Here is a 14,360-nt window from a genome sequence, read left to right on the forward strand (position 1 = left end):
CTCGGGTTGCCATTGCGCCAGCCGACGGCCCTGCCGGCAGACGGAGGATCCATTGGGCAGCGAACCCACGGATCAGGCCTGAAGTTTTGCTTTCTTCACCCCATGTCCAACGCATGCCGCTCAGTCCGGGGACGTTTAAGGACGTTGGGGAACTGGAGTGTAGTCAATTGCAGCCGGAAGTCCAACACGGCCCCAGTAAATTTTCCCGTTGACAGCGGCGCGTGCGAGAGGCGGTCTGGTCCGCGCAGCAAATCCTTGATTTCACTGTAACTTTTGCGTGCGCTGCAGCATGGCGGAAATGAGCGGTGCGGCTGTGGAGGCCAATCCGGCCGTACCGCGCGCATGTCATTCGGCAATGTAGACCTGGGTGCCCGCGTTGGTCAGCGTTTCGGTCATGTCGGGCGGCGGCGGGGCGTCGGTGAAGAGCGAGTCGATCTGGTTCAGATGCCCCTGGCGTACAAGCGCCGGGCGACCGAATTTGGAGTGATCGGCGGCGAGGAAGACGGTGCGCGAATGTTCGATGATCGCCTCCGCGACGCGCACCTCGCGCGTATCGAAGTCGCGCAGCGTGCCATCCGTTTCGATGCTCGACGTGCCGATGATCGCGAAGTCGACCTTGAACTGGCGGATGAAGTCGATTGCGAGTTCGCCGACGATACCCTTGTCCCACGGACGCACGATCCCGCCCGTCACCAGCACCTCGCAGTCCGGGTAGCCGCTCATCATGCTCGCGACGTTCAGGTTGTTCGTGATCACGCGCAAGCCGCGATGACGGTTCAGCGCGCGCGCGACTTCTTCCGTCGTCGTGCCGAGGTTGATGAAGAGGGATGCCTGATCGGGAATGTGTGTGGCGACGAGCGCGGCGATGCGCCGCTTCTCGTCATGGAACATCCGCTGCCGCGCGCTGTACGACACGTTCTCGGAACTCGTCGGCAGACTGGCGCCACCGTGATAGCGGCGCAGCAGGTTCATGTCGGCGAGCCAGTTGACGTCGCGGCGGATCGTCTGCGGTGTGACATCGAAGTGCGCGGCCAGATCGTCGACCGTGACAAAGCCGTCGCGTTGCACCCACTCCAGCAGTTCCTGTTGACGTGCGTTAAGCGTGAGGCGGGGGTCTCGTGTCATGATGATTTTTGTGAGCGCCGCACCAGCGGGCGAAGGTTGGCTTGGCCGTATTGTAAGACGTTCGTTGTGTTCGTCGTCGCCGGCCCCGGGCTGATGACTTTTTCGATTTCACGGACAGCGGGCGAAAGACTTCGTAAGACGCCTCTCGCGAAGCGGCTGTATTGTGCGATGTGAATCTCGCCAGGTCGTCCGAATAATCCGAAACATGATCTTTCCGCATTCGCACGATCAATCAACGAATGGGCGGAACTGCGTCGAACCGGCATGGTCTGTGCTGTGTTATCTGCGGATTTGCAGAGCAACGACTAAGATGAAGATAAAAATTCAATGTTGCAAGGCACTGTAGCTGTCACGGGCGGCGGTCGAACCGGGATCAATGCGGTTCAGCCCGCGCACGAGGCGCTACGGTTTTCGGAGCGAACTTTTATGCACAACGAGGCTGGCCACGTGATGCCCTGGCGCATCGAAGATATCGATCTCAACCGCATCGACCGTCAACGCGCGGTCGCCAATGAAGATCTGTTGCTGTTGCTGTGTGCGGCTTCGTTTATCGAAAGCGGTTCTGATCTTTACACGAGCAATCTGAGCAGGTTCTTCAATGGCGATCCCGAGGTGTCCGCGTGGCTCAACACTGAATGGGAACCCGAAGAGTTGCAGCACGGACGCGCGCTGAGGGCCTACGTCGCGCACGTGTGGCCAGAGTTCGATTGGGACACGGCGTTTCGCAACTTCTTTGAAGAGTATTCGAAGACCTGCAACATGGAAGACTTCGAGAAGACGCGTGCGCTGGAGATGGTCGCGCGCTGCGTCGTCGAGACGGGCACGGCCACGCTGTATCGCGCGATCGGCGCGTGCTCGGACGAACCGGTGCTGAAGGAAATCACCGACAACATCCGCACTGACGAAGTCCGTCACTACAAGCACTTTTTCAAGTACTTCAAGAAGTACAACAAGATCGAAGGCAATGGCCGGCTCGCCGTGCTCGGTGCGCTGATGCGCCGCGTGATCGAGATCAAGAACGAAGACTCGGAGATCGCGCTGCGTCACGTGCTGATGGTCCGTTATCCCGAGCGCGTCAACGACCCCGCCTATCACCGCGACAAGGCGGCGCGCGTGAACAGGCTCGTGCGGCACAACCTGTCGGCTGATATGTGTGTGAAGATGCTGCTCAAGCCGCTCGATCTGCCCGCGAAGATACAGCCCGGTGTGCATTACCCGCTCGCGAAGATCACGCAGCACGTGTTTTTCCGCTGAGCGTCGCAGGGCGCCAGGCGGGTTCGGAATTGAGAGCCGCCAATGCATGAATGGCCCGCTTTTCACGCGGGCCATTTGCATTTGCGCCGAACATGGGATGCGAGCGCGCCTATTACGGAGGACACAGTCATGGCAGCACCCGCGGATCAAAAACCTGCGCTCGATCAGCAGATATTCGACGAATGGCCGGCCGAATTGCGTGCGCTGTTCGACGGTTCGGCGCTTGCATCGAAGATCGGTTTCACCGCTTCGCTTCTGACCGTCGACGAAAGCGGCGCACATCTGCGCACCTCTCTGCTCGGCATTGGTGAACTGTATGCGCCGGATTCGCGCACGTTGTGCATCGCGCTGTGGCCGCAATCGCGCGCCGCGCGAGCGATTGCACGCAGCGGCCGCGCCGCGCTGACCTTCGTGTTCGATGAAGCGTTCTATCAGGTTCAACTTGCGCTTGCGCCGTTGCATGCGGACGCTGCGGGGCTTGCGTGCTTCACGGGATCGATCGAATCTGGCGAGGCGCAGCGCGTGCCATATGCACGTTTGACCGCAGGCATCACGTTCGATCTGGAAGAGGGGAAAGACGCGGTGCTCGAACGCTGGACACAGCAGATCGAGCACCTGAAGCGAGCTGCCGCGAGCGCGGCGGCTGGTAGTTAGCAGGCGACACGCCTGCATCGAAAATGCGAGGCGTCTTCGCGGCGCGTCAGTTGCCGCGCTGACCGCGCGGCGAGTCGTTACGCGACTTGCCGCCGCCGCCGAGCAGTGCGCCCGGATTCGCATTGCGCGGCTTGCGCGGTGCGTGCGCAGCATGCGGCGTGTGCGCGCTGCCTTCATGCGCGACAGCACGCGGCTTGTCCTGGTGACGCTGCCCTTCGGTGCGAGCATGCGCAGGCTTCTGGCCTTGCGGCTTGGCGTGCTGCTTCGGCTTGTCGCCGGATGCGCGCTGACCGTTGCGCGATCCGCCATTGCCGTTTCCGCCCGCTGCACCTTCGCGTTTCTGCTGGCCTTGCGCCTGACGCTGGCCTTGACCTTGGCCTTGTCCCTGACGCGGCTGACGTCCGCCGCCGCCCTGGCTGCGGCGCTGGATCGGCTCGGGCCGCGCGTTCGGATCCGGTTCGAAGCCGGGGATGACTTCCTGCGGCACTGCGCGCTTGATCAGCTTCTCGATGTCCTTCAGCAATTGAAGTTCATCGACGCACACCAGCGACACCGCCTCGCCCGTCGCGCCCGCACGACCCGTACGGCCGATGCGGTGCACGTAGTCTTCCGGCACGTTCGGCAGATCGAAGTTGACGACGTGCGGCAACTGGTCGATATCGATACCGCGCGCGGCGATGTCCGTCGCGACCAGCACCTGCAGCGTGTTGTTCTTGAACTCGGCCAGCGCACGCGTGCGGGCCGACTGGCTCTTGTTGCCGTGAATGGCCAGCGCGCTGATGCCGTCCTTCGTCAGTTGCTCGGCGAGACGGTTCGCGCCGTGCTTCGTGCGCGTGAACACGAGCACCTGAAACCAGTTGTGCTGCTTGATCAGATGCGTGAGCATCTCGCGCTTGCGGTCGCGATCGACCGGGTGAATCTTCTGCGCGACCGTCTCGGCCGTCGTGTTGCGGCGCGCGACTTCGATCAGCGCGGGCGAGTCGAGCAGGCCGTCGGCCAGTGCCTTGATTTCGTCCGAGAAGGTGGCCGAGAACAGCAGGTTCTGGCGCTTCGGCGGCAGCTTGGCAAGCACGCGCTTGATGTCGTGGATGAAGCCCATGTCGAGCATGCGGTCGGCTTCGTCGAGCACGAGGATCTCGAGATGCGACAGGTCGATGGTCTTCTGCTGCATGTGATCGAGCAGACGGCCGGGCGTCGCAACCACGATATCGACACCGCGCCGCAACGCGTCGATCTGCGGATTGATGCCGACGCCGCCGAACATCACGGTCGACTTCAGCTTCAGATACTTGCCGTACTGGCGCACGCTTTCTTCGACCTGCGCGGCGAGTTCGCGCGTCGGCGTGAGGATCAGTGCGCGAATGACGCGCTTGCCGCCCGGCGCGGGCGGCATCGTGAGAAGACGTTGCAGGATGGGCAGCGTGAAGCCGGCCGTCTTGCCGGTGCCGGTCTGTGCGCCGGCCAGCAGGTCGCCGCCGTTCAGCACGGCGGGGATGGCTTGCTGCTGGATCGGAGTCGGCGACGTGTAACCGAGTTCGTTGACTGCGCGGACCAGCTGTTCGGACAAGCCGAGGGAATCAAAAGACATAAAAACTCTTTGCAATGCAATTGTGCAAACGGTGTGGACGCGGCCTTTTCAGGCGCGCTCCGGGGCGACCAATACGACCAACACGGTCAATACGACCAATGCGACCGCTCGCCCGACACTCACCGTTCACGGAGAAATCGGCGGCACGCGTGATGCGTGCCGAATTGCTCGACGAGCTATGCAGACACGTCGACTGGCATTAAGTTGCATCCGTCGTCACGTGCGTCATGCGACATAACGCGCGACGCTGACGAACTGACACAGACTGCCGGCGAGTACGAACAGGTGCCAGATGCCATGTCCGTGCCGGATGCGCTCGTCGTTGATGAAGAAATAGATGCCAGCGCTATAGATGAGTCCGCCTGCAAGCAGCCAGACTGTGCCCGCGGCCGGCAACGCAGTGACCAGCGGGCGGATGGCAACGAGCGCGAGCCATCCCATCAGCACATACAGCACCATCGATACGCTGCGGGTGCGTCGCCCGAGCGTGAGTTCCTGCACGATCCCCAGCGCGGCCAGACCCCAGCTCACGCCGAACAGCGACCATCCCCATGGGCCACGCAAGGTGACCAGTGTAAACGGCGTATAGCTGCCTGCGATCAGCAGATAAATTGCAGAGTGATCGCACTTCTGCAAAATTGCTTTAAGACGCGGCTGACGCACAGCGTGATACAGCGTCGAAATGCCGTATAGCGCGCACAGCATCGCGCCATAGACGCTGAAGCTCACGACCTTGTACGCATCGCCGTCCAGCGCGCCCATCGTCACGAGCGTCGCCAGCCCCGCCACCGACAGCACAGCGCCGACGAGGTGAGTGATGCTGTTCAGACGCTCCCCGACCTGCATGATACTTCCTCCTGCATGATGCCCATCTCATCAGACTACCAACACGGGACGCACGTTATATGCCCGATATGTCAGATGTCTTCGACAAATCTCGAAAACCAGCACCTGAAAAAAGCGAAGGGCGCGGCCGCGATTATCGCAGGCCGCGCCCCAAACCTTCAGACGACGCTCAGTCGAGCGGCGCCGAACGCAGATCGGACACTTGTTGCGGCGACACAGCCGTGCCGTGGTTGCCCCACGACTGGCGGATGTAGGTCACAACGGCTGCGACTTCCGTATTCGACAGCGATTGCGCGAACGGCGGCATGCCGTACGGCTTCGGATTGCCACCCGTGCTCGGCGGATAACCTCCGTTGAGCACCATGCGGATCGGGTTCACGGCCGACGGCATCTGGATCGACGGATTGTTCGCGAGCGGCGGGAACGACGGCGGCATGCCGAGACCGTTTTCCGCGTGGCACTTCGCGCAGTTGTCAGCGTAGATCTTCTGGCCTTGCTTCAACAGTTCGCCGCCGAACTGTTGCGACGTTTCCAGCTGCAGATGCTCAGGCGCTTCGTCCTTCTGCGGAATCGTCTTCAGGTACGTCGACATCGCGTGAATGTCTTCGTCCGACATGTACTGCAGGCTGTTGTGAACCACTTCAGCCATCGGACCGAACACGGCGCCGCGTTGCGACACACCCGTCTTCAGCAGATCGGAGATGTCCTTGATGTCCCAGTCGCCGAGCCCGGCTTCCTTGTTCGACGTCAGCGAAGGCGCGTACCAGTTCTGCAGCGGGATCAGACCGCCCGCGAAGGCCGCCGAGTTCACCGGACCGCCCATCGCGTTGATCGACGTGTGGCACATGCCGCAGTGGCCGAGGCCTTCGATCAGATACGCACCGCGGTTCCATTCCACCGACTTGGTCGGATCCGGCTTGTACTCGCCTTCACGGAAGAACAGCGTGCGCCAGCCGATCAGCAGGTTACGGTTGTTGAACGGGAACTTCAGTTCATGCGGACGGCTCGGCACGGCAACGGGCGGAACCGAGCGCAGATAGGCGTAGATCGCGTCGGCATCGGCGCGCGAGACCTTCGTGTAGCTCGTGAACGGGAAGGCCGGGTAAAGCAGGCTGCCGTCCTTCGAGCGGCCCGTATGCATCGCGCGATAGAAGTCGTCCTGCGACCATTTGCCGATACCGTATTGATCGTCAGGCGTGATGTTCGGCGTGAACAGTGTGCCGAACGGTGTCAGCATGGGCAGGCCGCCGGCGAATTCCTTGCCGCCGCGCACCGTGTGGCACGCGATACAGTCGCCGGCGCGGGCGAGGTACTCACCCTTCTTGATCAATGCTGCCTGGTCTGCCGGTGTGGCCGCCATGGCCGTGCCGTTGTGCAGATAATCGCTGCCCGTCCACAGGACGGGAACCAGCGCGGCCGCCGCTACCAGGACGACAGCCGAAAGCGCGAACAAAGACTTGCGTTTCATTGTTTGTCTCTCCCGGTGCCTTATTGCGGTTCGCTGCCGCAGGCAAGCGGAGTCTTCAACGATTTGGCGGGCGCCGGCACAGGGTTCTGCGGCGCTTGCTGCGTGGACAGCCACGCGGCGACTGCATTCACGTCGGCGTCCGTCAGACGCGTGGCGATCGTGTGCATGCAGTCAGGCTCGATAGCGTGGCGTGAACCCGAACGCCATGCACCCAGCTGCGCGCTGATGTAATCCATATGCAGGCCGACCAAACCGGGAATGGCCGGTTCCATGCCCGTCAGCGTCTTGCCGTGGCACGCCGCGCAAGCGGGAATCTGCCGCGACGGGTCGCCGTTCAGCACGAGGTTCTTGCCGGCCGCGAGCGTCGCGTCGCCAACCGAAGGCTTAGCGGGCGTCGGATACGGCGGACGCTGCTGCGAGAAGTAAGTCGCGATGTCGTGAAGGTAGTCGTCCGAGAGATACGTGACGAGGTAGTTCATCGGCGGATACTTGCGCCGGCCTTCACGGAAGTTCTTCAACTGGTTGTACAGGTACTCGGCGGGCTTGCCGGCGAGACGCGGGAAATAGTCGTTGTCTGTGCCCTGACCTTTCGAGCCGTGACACGCCGTGCAGCCTTGCACGCGCGCTTCCATCGTGTCCGGAGCTTTAGCCTGGGTTTGCGCTTTCGCAGCGCCAGATACGCCTGCGCACCCGATCAACAGCAGGGCGAGCAACGGGCGGAAAATGCGTCTTGAAGACACGCGTAACTCCATCATTATCGTGGGCCTGGCCGAACTTCGAATGGATCGGTGTGTGCAGCGCGATGAATGCGGCGGACGGTGCGCAGCGACCCCGCATTCTATCATCGACTGGTAATGGTGACTATTTGCCACACGCGACGAAAATCCCGCCTGAGGCGCCCGGACGACACCGTCATTGCGACAAGTTGACGCAATTTGCCGGCATCTTTCGTGTTCCTGGCCGCCCTCGATTCAGTGCTGGCCTGGCGGTAGCGCTTCCATGTATTTTAAGATTGCGCATTTTGCGTGGACAGTCGATGTCGCTTTGTTGTCGTTCGATGTTCCAGTTTTGAGCGAATTCGTGTAGGGCGCCGCCGATACCGATGTTTCTATTGAACTGGGCGCCGCGCGCGGCATCGAAGCGTACTATCTCGTCCGTCTATGCATTTCTGATCTACAGCCAGCCTATGACTTTTCCCTTGTCCCTCCGCGTGCCACTTCGCTGGCTCGTGGCGTGCGGCGTGTCGCTCGCGCTCGCATCGAACGCCTTTGCTCACGCCAAACCCGTTTCACGCGATCCCTCGCCGGACGCCGAAGTTGCCGCGCCGCCGGCCGTGACGATCCACTTCAGCGAGCCGCTCGAGCCGGCATTCAGCAAGCTCGCACTCGTCGATGACAGCGGCAAGCCTGCTGCGTCGGCGACCTCGCAGGTCGATCCACAGGACAAGAAGACCATGACGCTCGCACTGCAGCCGCTTGCGCCGGGCCGCTACACGGTGCAATGGACGGCAGTCGCCGAAGACGGACACCGGACCAAGGGCAGCTACGCCTTCAACGTCAAATGAGAGTCGACGGATTGTGGATCGGGCAGGTCGCAATGGCCGCGCTCATGAATGTCGCGTTCGCGTTCGCCATCGGTTCGGCGTTGCTCGGCGCGTGGCTCGCCAACGATGCGCAGGCCAAGATCGCGCCCGCGCGCCCGGCGTGGTTGCGCGCGCAGCTGTCGATGCAGGCATCGGCGATCGTGCTGGTGCTGGCCGACCTCGGCTGGCTGCTCTATCAGGCGGCGGAGATGGCGGGTGTTCGTCTGCCTGAAGCGTTCAGCGTGGTGCCGACGATGTTGTCGCAAACGCATGTCGGCTTCGGCTGGAGTGTCGCGTTTGCGGGCGCGCTGGTGCTGACGCTCGTGTCGTTTGCGCGGCAGACCAGTGTCTTGCGCAACGCGTTGCTGTGGCTGGCGGTGATTGCGATTGCGGCTGGCAAGGCTTCGCTGGGTCACGCGGCCGATGCGGGCGTGGCGTCGGCGGCGATCGGCATGCACACGCTGCATGTGCTGACGACCTCCGTGTGGGGCGGTCTCGTGCTCGCGGCTGGGCTCTCGGTGCTGCCCGCGCTGGGCACGTCGATCGCGCGAGGTGTGCTGATCCGCACGGCGACGCAACTGTCGAATGTGTCGCTGGTTGCGGTCGTGTTCGTACTGCTCTCGGGTGTGTTCAACGCGGCGCGCGGCTCGGGCAATTCATTCCTGACGATCGAGACGAGCACCTGGGGCCACGTGCTGATGCTCAAGCTCGCGCTCGTTGCGATGGCGCTGGTGCTCGGCGGATTGAACCGCTTCTCGGCGCTACCGAGATTGCGCCGCACGGCGTCGACGATGGACGCGCACACGTTTTCCAACCTGCTGTATCTCGAAGCGCTCGCGATGCTCGGCATCTTCGCCGCGGCCGCCGTGCTGTCGCACAGCGTGCCGGGTTACGCCGCGCTCGGCTGAACGCGAGCACGCCTGTTGCCGGCGGCAAGCGATCATTCGTAACCCAGCTTGTGGCCGACGACAGGCGCGAAGAAGAGGCCAATCGCGCAGCCCGCGACCTTGCCTTCGAGTTCCGCCGCGGCCACATGCGAACTCGTCATGTGTGTGAGCAGATCGAGGAGTTGCGGCAGGCAGTAGATAAATGCTGCAGCGATGAAACACTGCTCGACTGTCGAGATGCGCCAGCCGCGTTGAAACGCGAGCATCGCGCCGATCACGCGCAACACGCCGAAGACGACCAGCGCGCCGATGGCAGCCTGTTCGCGGATCAGATAGTCGGGAAGGTACTCGCCCATGACAGCCTCGCTTCGAATGGTTGTTTGCATACCATTCAGCAAGGACCAGGCCAATCGTTGCCAGGCGTTTGTGCGTCGGGCTGAAACGCTTGTGCGACAAGGGTTTGCGGATTGTGCTTCGATACGCCGAGAGCGTTGGAAAGCTGTCGGACGACGTATCGCGCCAACTGTGTAACGTTACTGATACGCGATGCGTGTGGCATGCGGCCGTAACGTTGTCGTCGAGGTTTCCGTTAGTGAATGACAAACGCCGCCCGAAGGCGGCGTTTGCGTTTCATACGTCGTGTCGCGTTGTGCTGCTTACCACTCGGCGACGCTGCCATCCGCATGACGCCACACCGGATTGCGCCAGCGATGGCCGACCTTCGCCATCTCGCGCACCTTCGCCTCGTTCACTTCGATGCCGAGACCCGGGCCTTGCGGGATCGACACGAAGCCGTCTTCGTACTTGAAGACTTCCGGGTTCTTGATGTAATCGAGCAGGTCGTTGCCCTGGTTGTAGTGAATGCCCAGGCTCTGTTCCTGGATGAACGCGTTGTAGCTGACGGCATCGATCTGCAAACACGTAGCCAGCGCGATCGGGCCGAGCGGGCAGTGCAGCGCGAGCGCGACGTCATAGGCTTCCGCCATCGACGCGATCTTGCGGCACTCGGTGATACCGCCCGCGTGCGACGCGTCCGGCTGGATGATGTCGACGTAACCGCCCGCCAGAATGTGCTTGAAGTCCCAGCGCGAGTACAGGCGCTCGCCGAGCGCGATCGGCGTGCTCGTCTGGTTGACGATGTCGCGCAGCGCCTCGACGTTCTCCGACAGCACGGGTTCTTCGATGAACATCAGCTTGTACGGATCGAGTTCCTTCGCGAGCACCTTGGCCATCGGCTTGTGCACGCGGCCATGGAAGTCCACGCCGATGCCGACGTTCGGGCCGACCGCTTCACGCACGGCCGCGACGTTGTTGATGACGCCTTGCACCTTGTCGAAGGTGTCGATGATCTGCAACTCTTCCGAGCCGTTCATCTTCACGGCCTTGAAGCCGCGCTCGACCACGGCGCGCGCGTTGTTCGCGACATCGCTCGGACGGTCGCCGCCGATCCACGAATACACCTTGATGCGATCGCGCACCTGGCCGCCGAGCAGCGTATGCACGGGCACGCCGTGGAACTTGCCCTTGATGTCCCACAGCGCCTGATCGACGCCGGCGATCGCGCTCATCGAGATCGGGCCGCCACGATAGAAACCGCTGCGGTACATCACCTGCCAGTGGTCTTCGATGTTGCGCGGGTCTTTGCCGATCAGATAGTCGGAGAGTTCGTCGACGGCGGCAGCAACCGTATGCGCGCGGCCTTCGACAACCGGTTCGCCCCAGCCGACGATGCCTTCGTCGGTCTCGATCTTCACGAAACACCAGCGCGGCGGAACGATGAATGTTTCGATTTTGGTGATCTTCATTGGGACGTCTCCTTTGCTTGCAAAGCCGATTGCCGTTGATGGCCGCGTCGCGCGCGCGTCCCGTTAATTGGACGCCCTCGGCGCGGCAGTTGAGGAGCCACATCGTACAACAAAATCGCTTTAAAGTACTATTAATAGTATTATTTGGCGAAAGGTTTTGTCCGGCGATGGGTTTTGCAGGCGCGATCGCCGATAATCGCGGGCGGTTCGCGCTCGCTCACGGCGCCCTGGAACCCATCAACGCCCGAATCACATCAGGAGAAACGACATTCAGCGAGATCTGCACGGCCGCGTCGCTTATCTGCTCGGTACCGCTATTCTCCGCGGCGACTACGCGCCCGAATCGATCCTGCCGCGCGAAGCGGAACTGATGGAGACGTTCGGCGTCAGCCGCACGGTGCTGCGCGAAGCATTGCGCACGTTGACATCGAAAGGGCTGATCGAATCCCGGCCGCGCGTGGGTACGCGCGTGCGTCCGAAGCCTGCGTGGAATCTGCTGGATGTCGATGTGCTCGACTGGTACTCGCGCGTCGCGCCCGCGATGGACTTCGCGCTCAAGCTGCAGGAAATGCGCGAGATGATCGAGCCCTACGCGGCCGCGCTCGCTGCTGCTTCACACAGCGACGCAACGTTCGGCGCACTCGATACCGCACATTCGGCCATGGTGTCGGCTCGCAACGTGGACGAATGGGTGCGCGCCGATCTGCAGTTCCATCTGAGCGTGCTGGCTGCGTGCAGCAACGAGTTGCTGGTTCCGCTTGGCACGCTGATCGAACGCACGCTGGAAGCACAGTTGCGTCTGAATGCGAAGCGCGCGGATGTGTTCAATGCGTCGCTGGCCGAGCACACGGCCGTGTTCGAAGCGATCCGCGACCGCGACGCGCCGCGTGCGCGTCATGCGATGGCTTCGCTGCTCGGCGTGACGCGCGGCCGGATCGAAGGCTGAAAGCCGGGCGGGTCAGTCCATCGCCGCATGGGCGACGGATTCGTCCGGCACCTTGCGCGACGGGCGAATCAGCAGCACGAGCGGAATCACCAGCAACGTTGCTACGAACATCAGCTTGAAGTCGTTCAGATACGCGATCATCGCGGCCTGCTGCGTGATCGACACATCCAGCACGGCCATGTCCATGCGCGAACCTGTCGATAGCATCGGCTGAACGAAGGGATTGAACATCGTCACATTCGCGGCGAGATCCGAATGCGCGACCTGCGTGTTGCGCGTGAGCAGCGTCTGCACGATCGAAATGCCGATACTGCTGCCGATATTGCGCATCAGGCTATAAGTCGCCGTGCCATCGGCGCGCAACGCGGGCGTGAGCGTCGAGAAGGTCAGCGCGCTCAGCGGCACGAACACGAGGCCGAGTCCAAAACCCTGAATCACGCCCGGCCAGACGATATCCGATGCCGACAGCACCATCGTGTATTGCATCATCTGCCAGAGCGCGAATGCCGACACGATGAAGCCCGCAAGCAGCATCAGGCGTGCGTCGAGATGCTTGAGCAGGCGGCCCGCGAACAGCATCGCGATCATCGTTCCTGCGCCGCTTGGTGCCGTTACAAGTCCTGTTGTCGCGACGGGGTAGTTCATCAGGTTTTGCAGCATCGGCGGCAGCAGTGCGCGCGTCGCGTACATCACCGCGCCGATGATGAAGATGAAGAACGTGCCCGTCGCGAAGTTGCGGTCCTTCAGCAGTTCGTACTTGAAGAACGACGTCTTGCCGACCGTCGCCGTATGCACGATGAAGAACGCAAAGCTGATCACGGCGATCAGCGCTTCGATCACGATTTCATGCGAGCCGAACCAGTCGAGTTGTTCGCCGCGATCGAGCATCGCCTGCAACGCGCCGATCGCGAGGCCGAGCGTCGCGAAGCCGAACGCGTCGAACTTCGCGTCATGCTTTGGTTCGCGTGATGGCAGGAAAGTGAGCACGCCAAATAGTGCAATCGCGCCGATCGGCACGTTGATGAAGAACACCCAGCGCCAGTTGTAGCTATCAGTGAGCCAGCCGCCGAGCGTCGGGCCGAGAATCGGGCCGACCATCACGCCCATGCCCCACACGGCCATCGCCTGACCTTGCTTGTCGCGCGGATTGATGTCGAGCAGGATCGATTGCGACAGCGGCACCAGCGACGCGCCAAAGATGCCCTGCAACAGCCGCGACGCCACGATCTGCGTGAGCGTTTCAGACAGCCCGCACAACGCCGACGCGATCGTGAAGCCGCCGATCGCAAACATCAGCAGCCGCTTCACGCTCAGCCGGTCGGACAGCCAGCCGGTGAGTGGCGTCGCAATCGCGGCGGCCACGATGTATGACGTGAGCACCCACGTGATCTCGTCCTGCGACGCCGACAGGCTGCCCTGCATATGCGGCAGCGCGACATTGGCGATGGTGCTGTCGAGTGTCTGCATCAGCGTCGCGAGCATGATCGCGACCGTGATCATCGGACGGTTCAGCTCGACGGCGGGTTTTGCTGCCGGCGAATCGGAGGCCATGAGGTGGAGTCTGAGAAATAGTAAGCATGCTTATTGTATCGACGGACGATTCTTATGCATACGCTGAGTTTCCCGGAGTTGTTTGTTCGCCGCGCGTTTTGGGTAATTGGCGCGACGCGGGCTCTTCGTATAATCGCGCGATGAAAACCCATTTTGACGAACGCTTCGGCTTTCTCATTTCGGACGTTGGCCGGCTGGTCGGCAAGCGGTTCGACGACCTCGCGCGGCTGTCGATCGATCTGACGCGCGCGCAATGCCGCGCGCTCGCGTATCTGTCGTTTTACGGCGATATCAACCAGGCGCGGCTCGCGGATCTGCTGGAAGTCGCGCCGATCTCGGCGGGCCGCTTGCTGGACCGGATGGAGGAGGGCGGCTGGATCGAACGGATCGGCAATCCGCGCGACCGCCGCGAGAAGCAGATTCGGATCACCGAGAAGGCCGAGCGCACGCTTGACGAAGCGAAGCAGGTCGGCGATCAGGTCGCCGCCGAAGGGTTGAGCGGGCTGACCGAAGAGGAGTCGAAGCAGCTGATCGCGTTGCTTCAGAAGGTGCGGGGGAATCTGACGAAGATCGTCGATCGTTGAGGCGAGCGTTTGCTTCGATCGTGCGCGTTGGCGCCCGGGATAAAAAAAGCCGCTGTTTCGTGAGAAACAG

General features: G+C 62.1%; 14 protein-coding genes. 6 read left to right on the forward strand and 8 right to left on the reverse strand.

Features of this window, described 5'->3' with window-relative positions; translation table 11 throughout:
• Positions 1–345: 345 nt before the first annotated feature.
• Positions 346–1,125, reverse strand: coding sequence for a DeoR/GlpR family DNA-binding transcription regulator (locus G3O01_RS05705; RefSeq protein ID WP_205803548.1), 780 nt, complete (start codon positions 1,123–1,125; stop codon positions 346–348).
• Between the two features lie 426 nt (positions 1,126–1,551).
• Between G3O01_RS05705 and G3O01_RS05710 the strand changes: the two genes are divergently transcribed.
• Complete coding sequence (locus G3O01_RS05710) at positions 1,552–2,379, forward strand: ferritin-like domain-containing protein (RefSeq protein ID WP_205803549.1); 828 nt, start codon at positions 1,552–1,554, stop codon at positions 2,377–2,379.
• A 129-nt stretch (positions 2,380–2,508) separates the two neighbouring features.
• Positions 2,509–3,033 carry a hypothetical protein gene (locus G3O01_RS05715; protein WP_205803550.1) on the forward strand — a complete coding sequence of 175 codons (525 nt, stop codon included), beginning with the start codon at positions 2,509–2,511 and terminating at the stop codon, positions 3,031–3,033.
• 46 nt (positions 3,034–3,079) lie between these two features.
• On the opposite strand, the gene G3O01_RS05720 is transcribed toward G3O01_RS05715, so the two are convergent.
• The 4 genes from G3O01_RS05720 to G3O01_RS05735 form a co-directional block, all read right to left on the reverse strand.
• Positions 3,080–4,621 (reverse strand): DEAD/DEAH box helicase, encoded by a 1,542-nt coding sequence (locus G3O01_RS05720; RefSeq protein ID WP_205803551.1) that lies wholly within the window; start codon positions 4,619–4,621, stop codon positions 3,080–3,082.
• A 225-nt stretch (positions 4,622–4,846) separates the two neighbouring features.
• Positions 4,847–5,467 (reverse strand): hemolysin III family protein, encoded by a 621-nt coding sequence (locus tag G3O01_RS05725; protein ID WP_205803552.1) that lies wholly within the window; start codon positions 5,465–5,467, stop codon positions 4,847–4,849.
• A gap of 169 nt (positions 5,468–5,636) precedes the next feature.
• Complete coding sequence (locus G3O01_RS05730) at positions 5,637–6,935, reverse strand: cytochrome c (RefSeq protein WP_205803553.1); 1,299 nt, start codon at positions 6,933–6,935, stop codon at positions 5,637–5,639.
• Between the two features lie 20 nt (positions 6,936–6,955).
• On the reverse strand, positions 6,956–7,687 hold the full coding sequence (locus G3O01_RS05735) for a c-type cytochrome (RefSeq protein WP_205803717.1): 732 nt from the start codon (positions 7,685–7,687) through the stop codon (positions 6,956–6,958).
• 434 nt (positions 7,688–8,121) lie between these two features.
• Here G3O01_RS05735 and copC point away from each other — a divergent pair, with 434 nt between their 5' ends.
• The gene (gene copC, locus G3O01_RS05740) at positions 8,122–8,499 is read left to right on the forward strand and encodes a copper homeostasis periplasmic binding protein CopC (RefSeq protein WP_205803718.1); all 378 of its coding nucleotides are present in this window, start codon (positions 8,122–8,124) and stop codon (positions 8,497–8,499) included.
• The gene (locus tag G3O01_RS05745; protein ID WP_205803554.1) at positions 8,496–9,425 is read left to right on the forward strand and encodes a CopD family protein; all 930 of its coding nucleotides are present in this window, start codon (positions 8,496–8,498) and stop codon (positions 9,423–9,425) included. The genes copC and G3O01_RS05745 overlap by 4 nt, the downstream gene beginning before the upstream one ends.
• A 32-nt stretch (positions 9,426–9,457) precedes the next feature.
• Here the strand turns inward: G3O01_RS05745 and G3O01_RS05750 are convergent, their stop codons facing one another.
• Complete coding sequence (locus G3O01_RS05750) at positions 9,458–9,760, reverse strand: hypothetical protein (RefSeq protein WP_205803555.1); 303 nt, start codon at positions 9,758–9,760, stop codon at positions 9,458–9,460.
• A 300-nt stretch (positions 9,761–10,060) separates the two neighbouring features.
• On the reverse strand, positions 10,061–11,209 hold the full coding sequence (dgoD, locus tag G3O01_RS05755; RefSeq protein WP_205803556.1) for a galactonate dehydratase: 1,149 nt from the start codon (positions 11,207–11,209) through the stop codon (positions 10,061–10,063).
• A 268-nt stretch (positions 11,210–11,477) separates the two neighbouring features.
• On the opposite strand from dgoD, the gene G3O01_RS05760 reads away from it, so the two are divergent.
• Positions 11,478–12,155: a FadR/GntR family transcriptional regulator gene (locus G3O01_RS05760; RefSeq protein ID WP_205803719.1), complete on the forward strand. Its 678-nt coding sequence runs from the start codon at positions 11,478–11,480 to the stop codon at positions 12,153–12,155.
• 12 nt (positions 12,156–12,167) lie between these two features.
• Here G3O01_RS05760 and G3O01_RS05765 read toward each other — a convergent pair whose 3' ends face one another.
• Complete coding sequence (locus G3O01_RS05765; protein WP_205803557.1) at positions 12,168–13,706, reverse strand: DHA2 family efflux MFS transporter permease subunit; 1,539 nt, start codon at positions 13,704–13,706, stop codon at positions 12,168–12,170.
• A gap of 140 nt (positions 13,707–13,846) precedes the next feature.
• On the opposite strand from G3O01_RS05765, the gene G3O01_RS05770 reads away from it, so the two are divergent.
• Positions 13,847–14,290, forward strand: coding sequence for a MarR family transcriptional regulator (locus G3O01_RS05770; RefSeq protein WP_205803558.1), 444 nt, complete (start codon positions 13,847–13,849; stop codon positions 14,288–14,290).
• Positions 14,291–14,360: the final 70 nt, after the last annotated feature.

The sequence above is a fragment of the Burkholderia sp. Ac-20365 genome (assembly GCF_017104715.1).
Classification (GTDB): Bacteria; Pseudomonadota; Gammaproteobacteria; order Burkholderiales; family Burkholderiaceae; genus Paraburkholderia.

Bases quoted from the DNA above. Each gene is read 5' to 3' on its own strand.
- G3O01_RS05705 (WP_205803548.1), bottom strand. From the start codon at position 1,125: ATGACACGAGACCCCCGCCTCACGCTTAACGCACGTCAACAGGAACTG.
- G3O01_RS05710 (WP_205803549.1), top strand. From the start codon at position 1,552: ATGCACAACGAGGCTGGCCACGTGATGCCCTGGCGCATCGAAGATATC.
- G3O01_RS05715 (WP_205803550.1), top strand. From the start codon at position 2,509: ATGGCAGCACCCGCGGATCAAAAACCTGCGCTCGATCAGCAGATATTC.
- G3O01_RS05720 (WP_205803551.1), bottom strand. From the start codon at position 4,621: ATGTCTTTTGATTCCCTCGGCTTGTCCGAACAGCTGGTCCGCGCAGTC.
- G3O01_RS05725 (WP_205803552.1), bottom strand. From the start codon at position 5,467: ATGCAGGTCGGGGAGCGTCTGAACAGCATCACTCACCTCGTCGGCGCT.
- G3O01_RS05730 (WP_205803553.1), bottom strand. From the start codon at position 6,935: ATGAAACGCAAGTCTTTGTTCGCGCTTTCGGCTGTCGTCCTGGTAGCG.
- G3O01_RS05735 (WP_205803717.1), bottom strand. From the start codon at position 7,687: ATGGAGTTACGCGTGTCTTCAAGACGCATTTTCCGCCCGTTGCTCGCC.
- copC (WP_205803718.1), top strand. From the start codon at position 8,122: ATGACTTTTCCCTTGTCCCTCCGCGTGCCACTTCGCTGGCTCGTGGCG.
- G3O01_RS05745 (WP_205803554.1), top strand. From the start codon at position 8,496: ATGAGAGTCGACGGATTGTGGATCGGGCAGGTCGCAATGGCCGCGCTC.
- G3O01_RS05750 (WP_205803555.1), bottom strand. From the start codon at position 9,760: ATGGGCGAGTACCTTCCCGACTATCTGATCCGCGAACAGGCTGCCATC.
- dgoD (WP_205803556.1), bottom strand. From the start codon at position 11,209: ATGAAGATCACCAAAATCGAAACATTCATCGTTCCGCCGCGCTGGTGT.
- G3O01_RS05765 (WP_205803557.1), bottom strand. From the start codon at position 13,706: ATGGCCTCCGATTCGCCGGCAGCAAAACCCGCCGTCGAGCTGAACCGT.
- G3O01_RS05770 (WP_205803558.1), top strand. From the start codon at position 13,847: ATGAAAACCCATTTTGACGAACGCTTCGGCTTTCTCATTTCGGACGTT.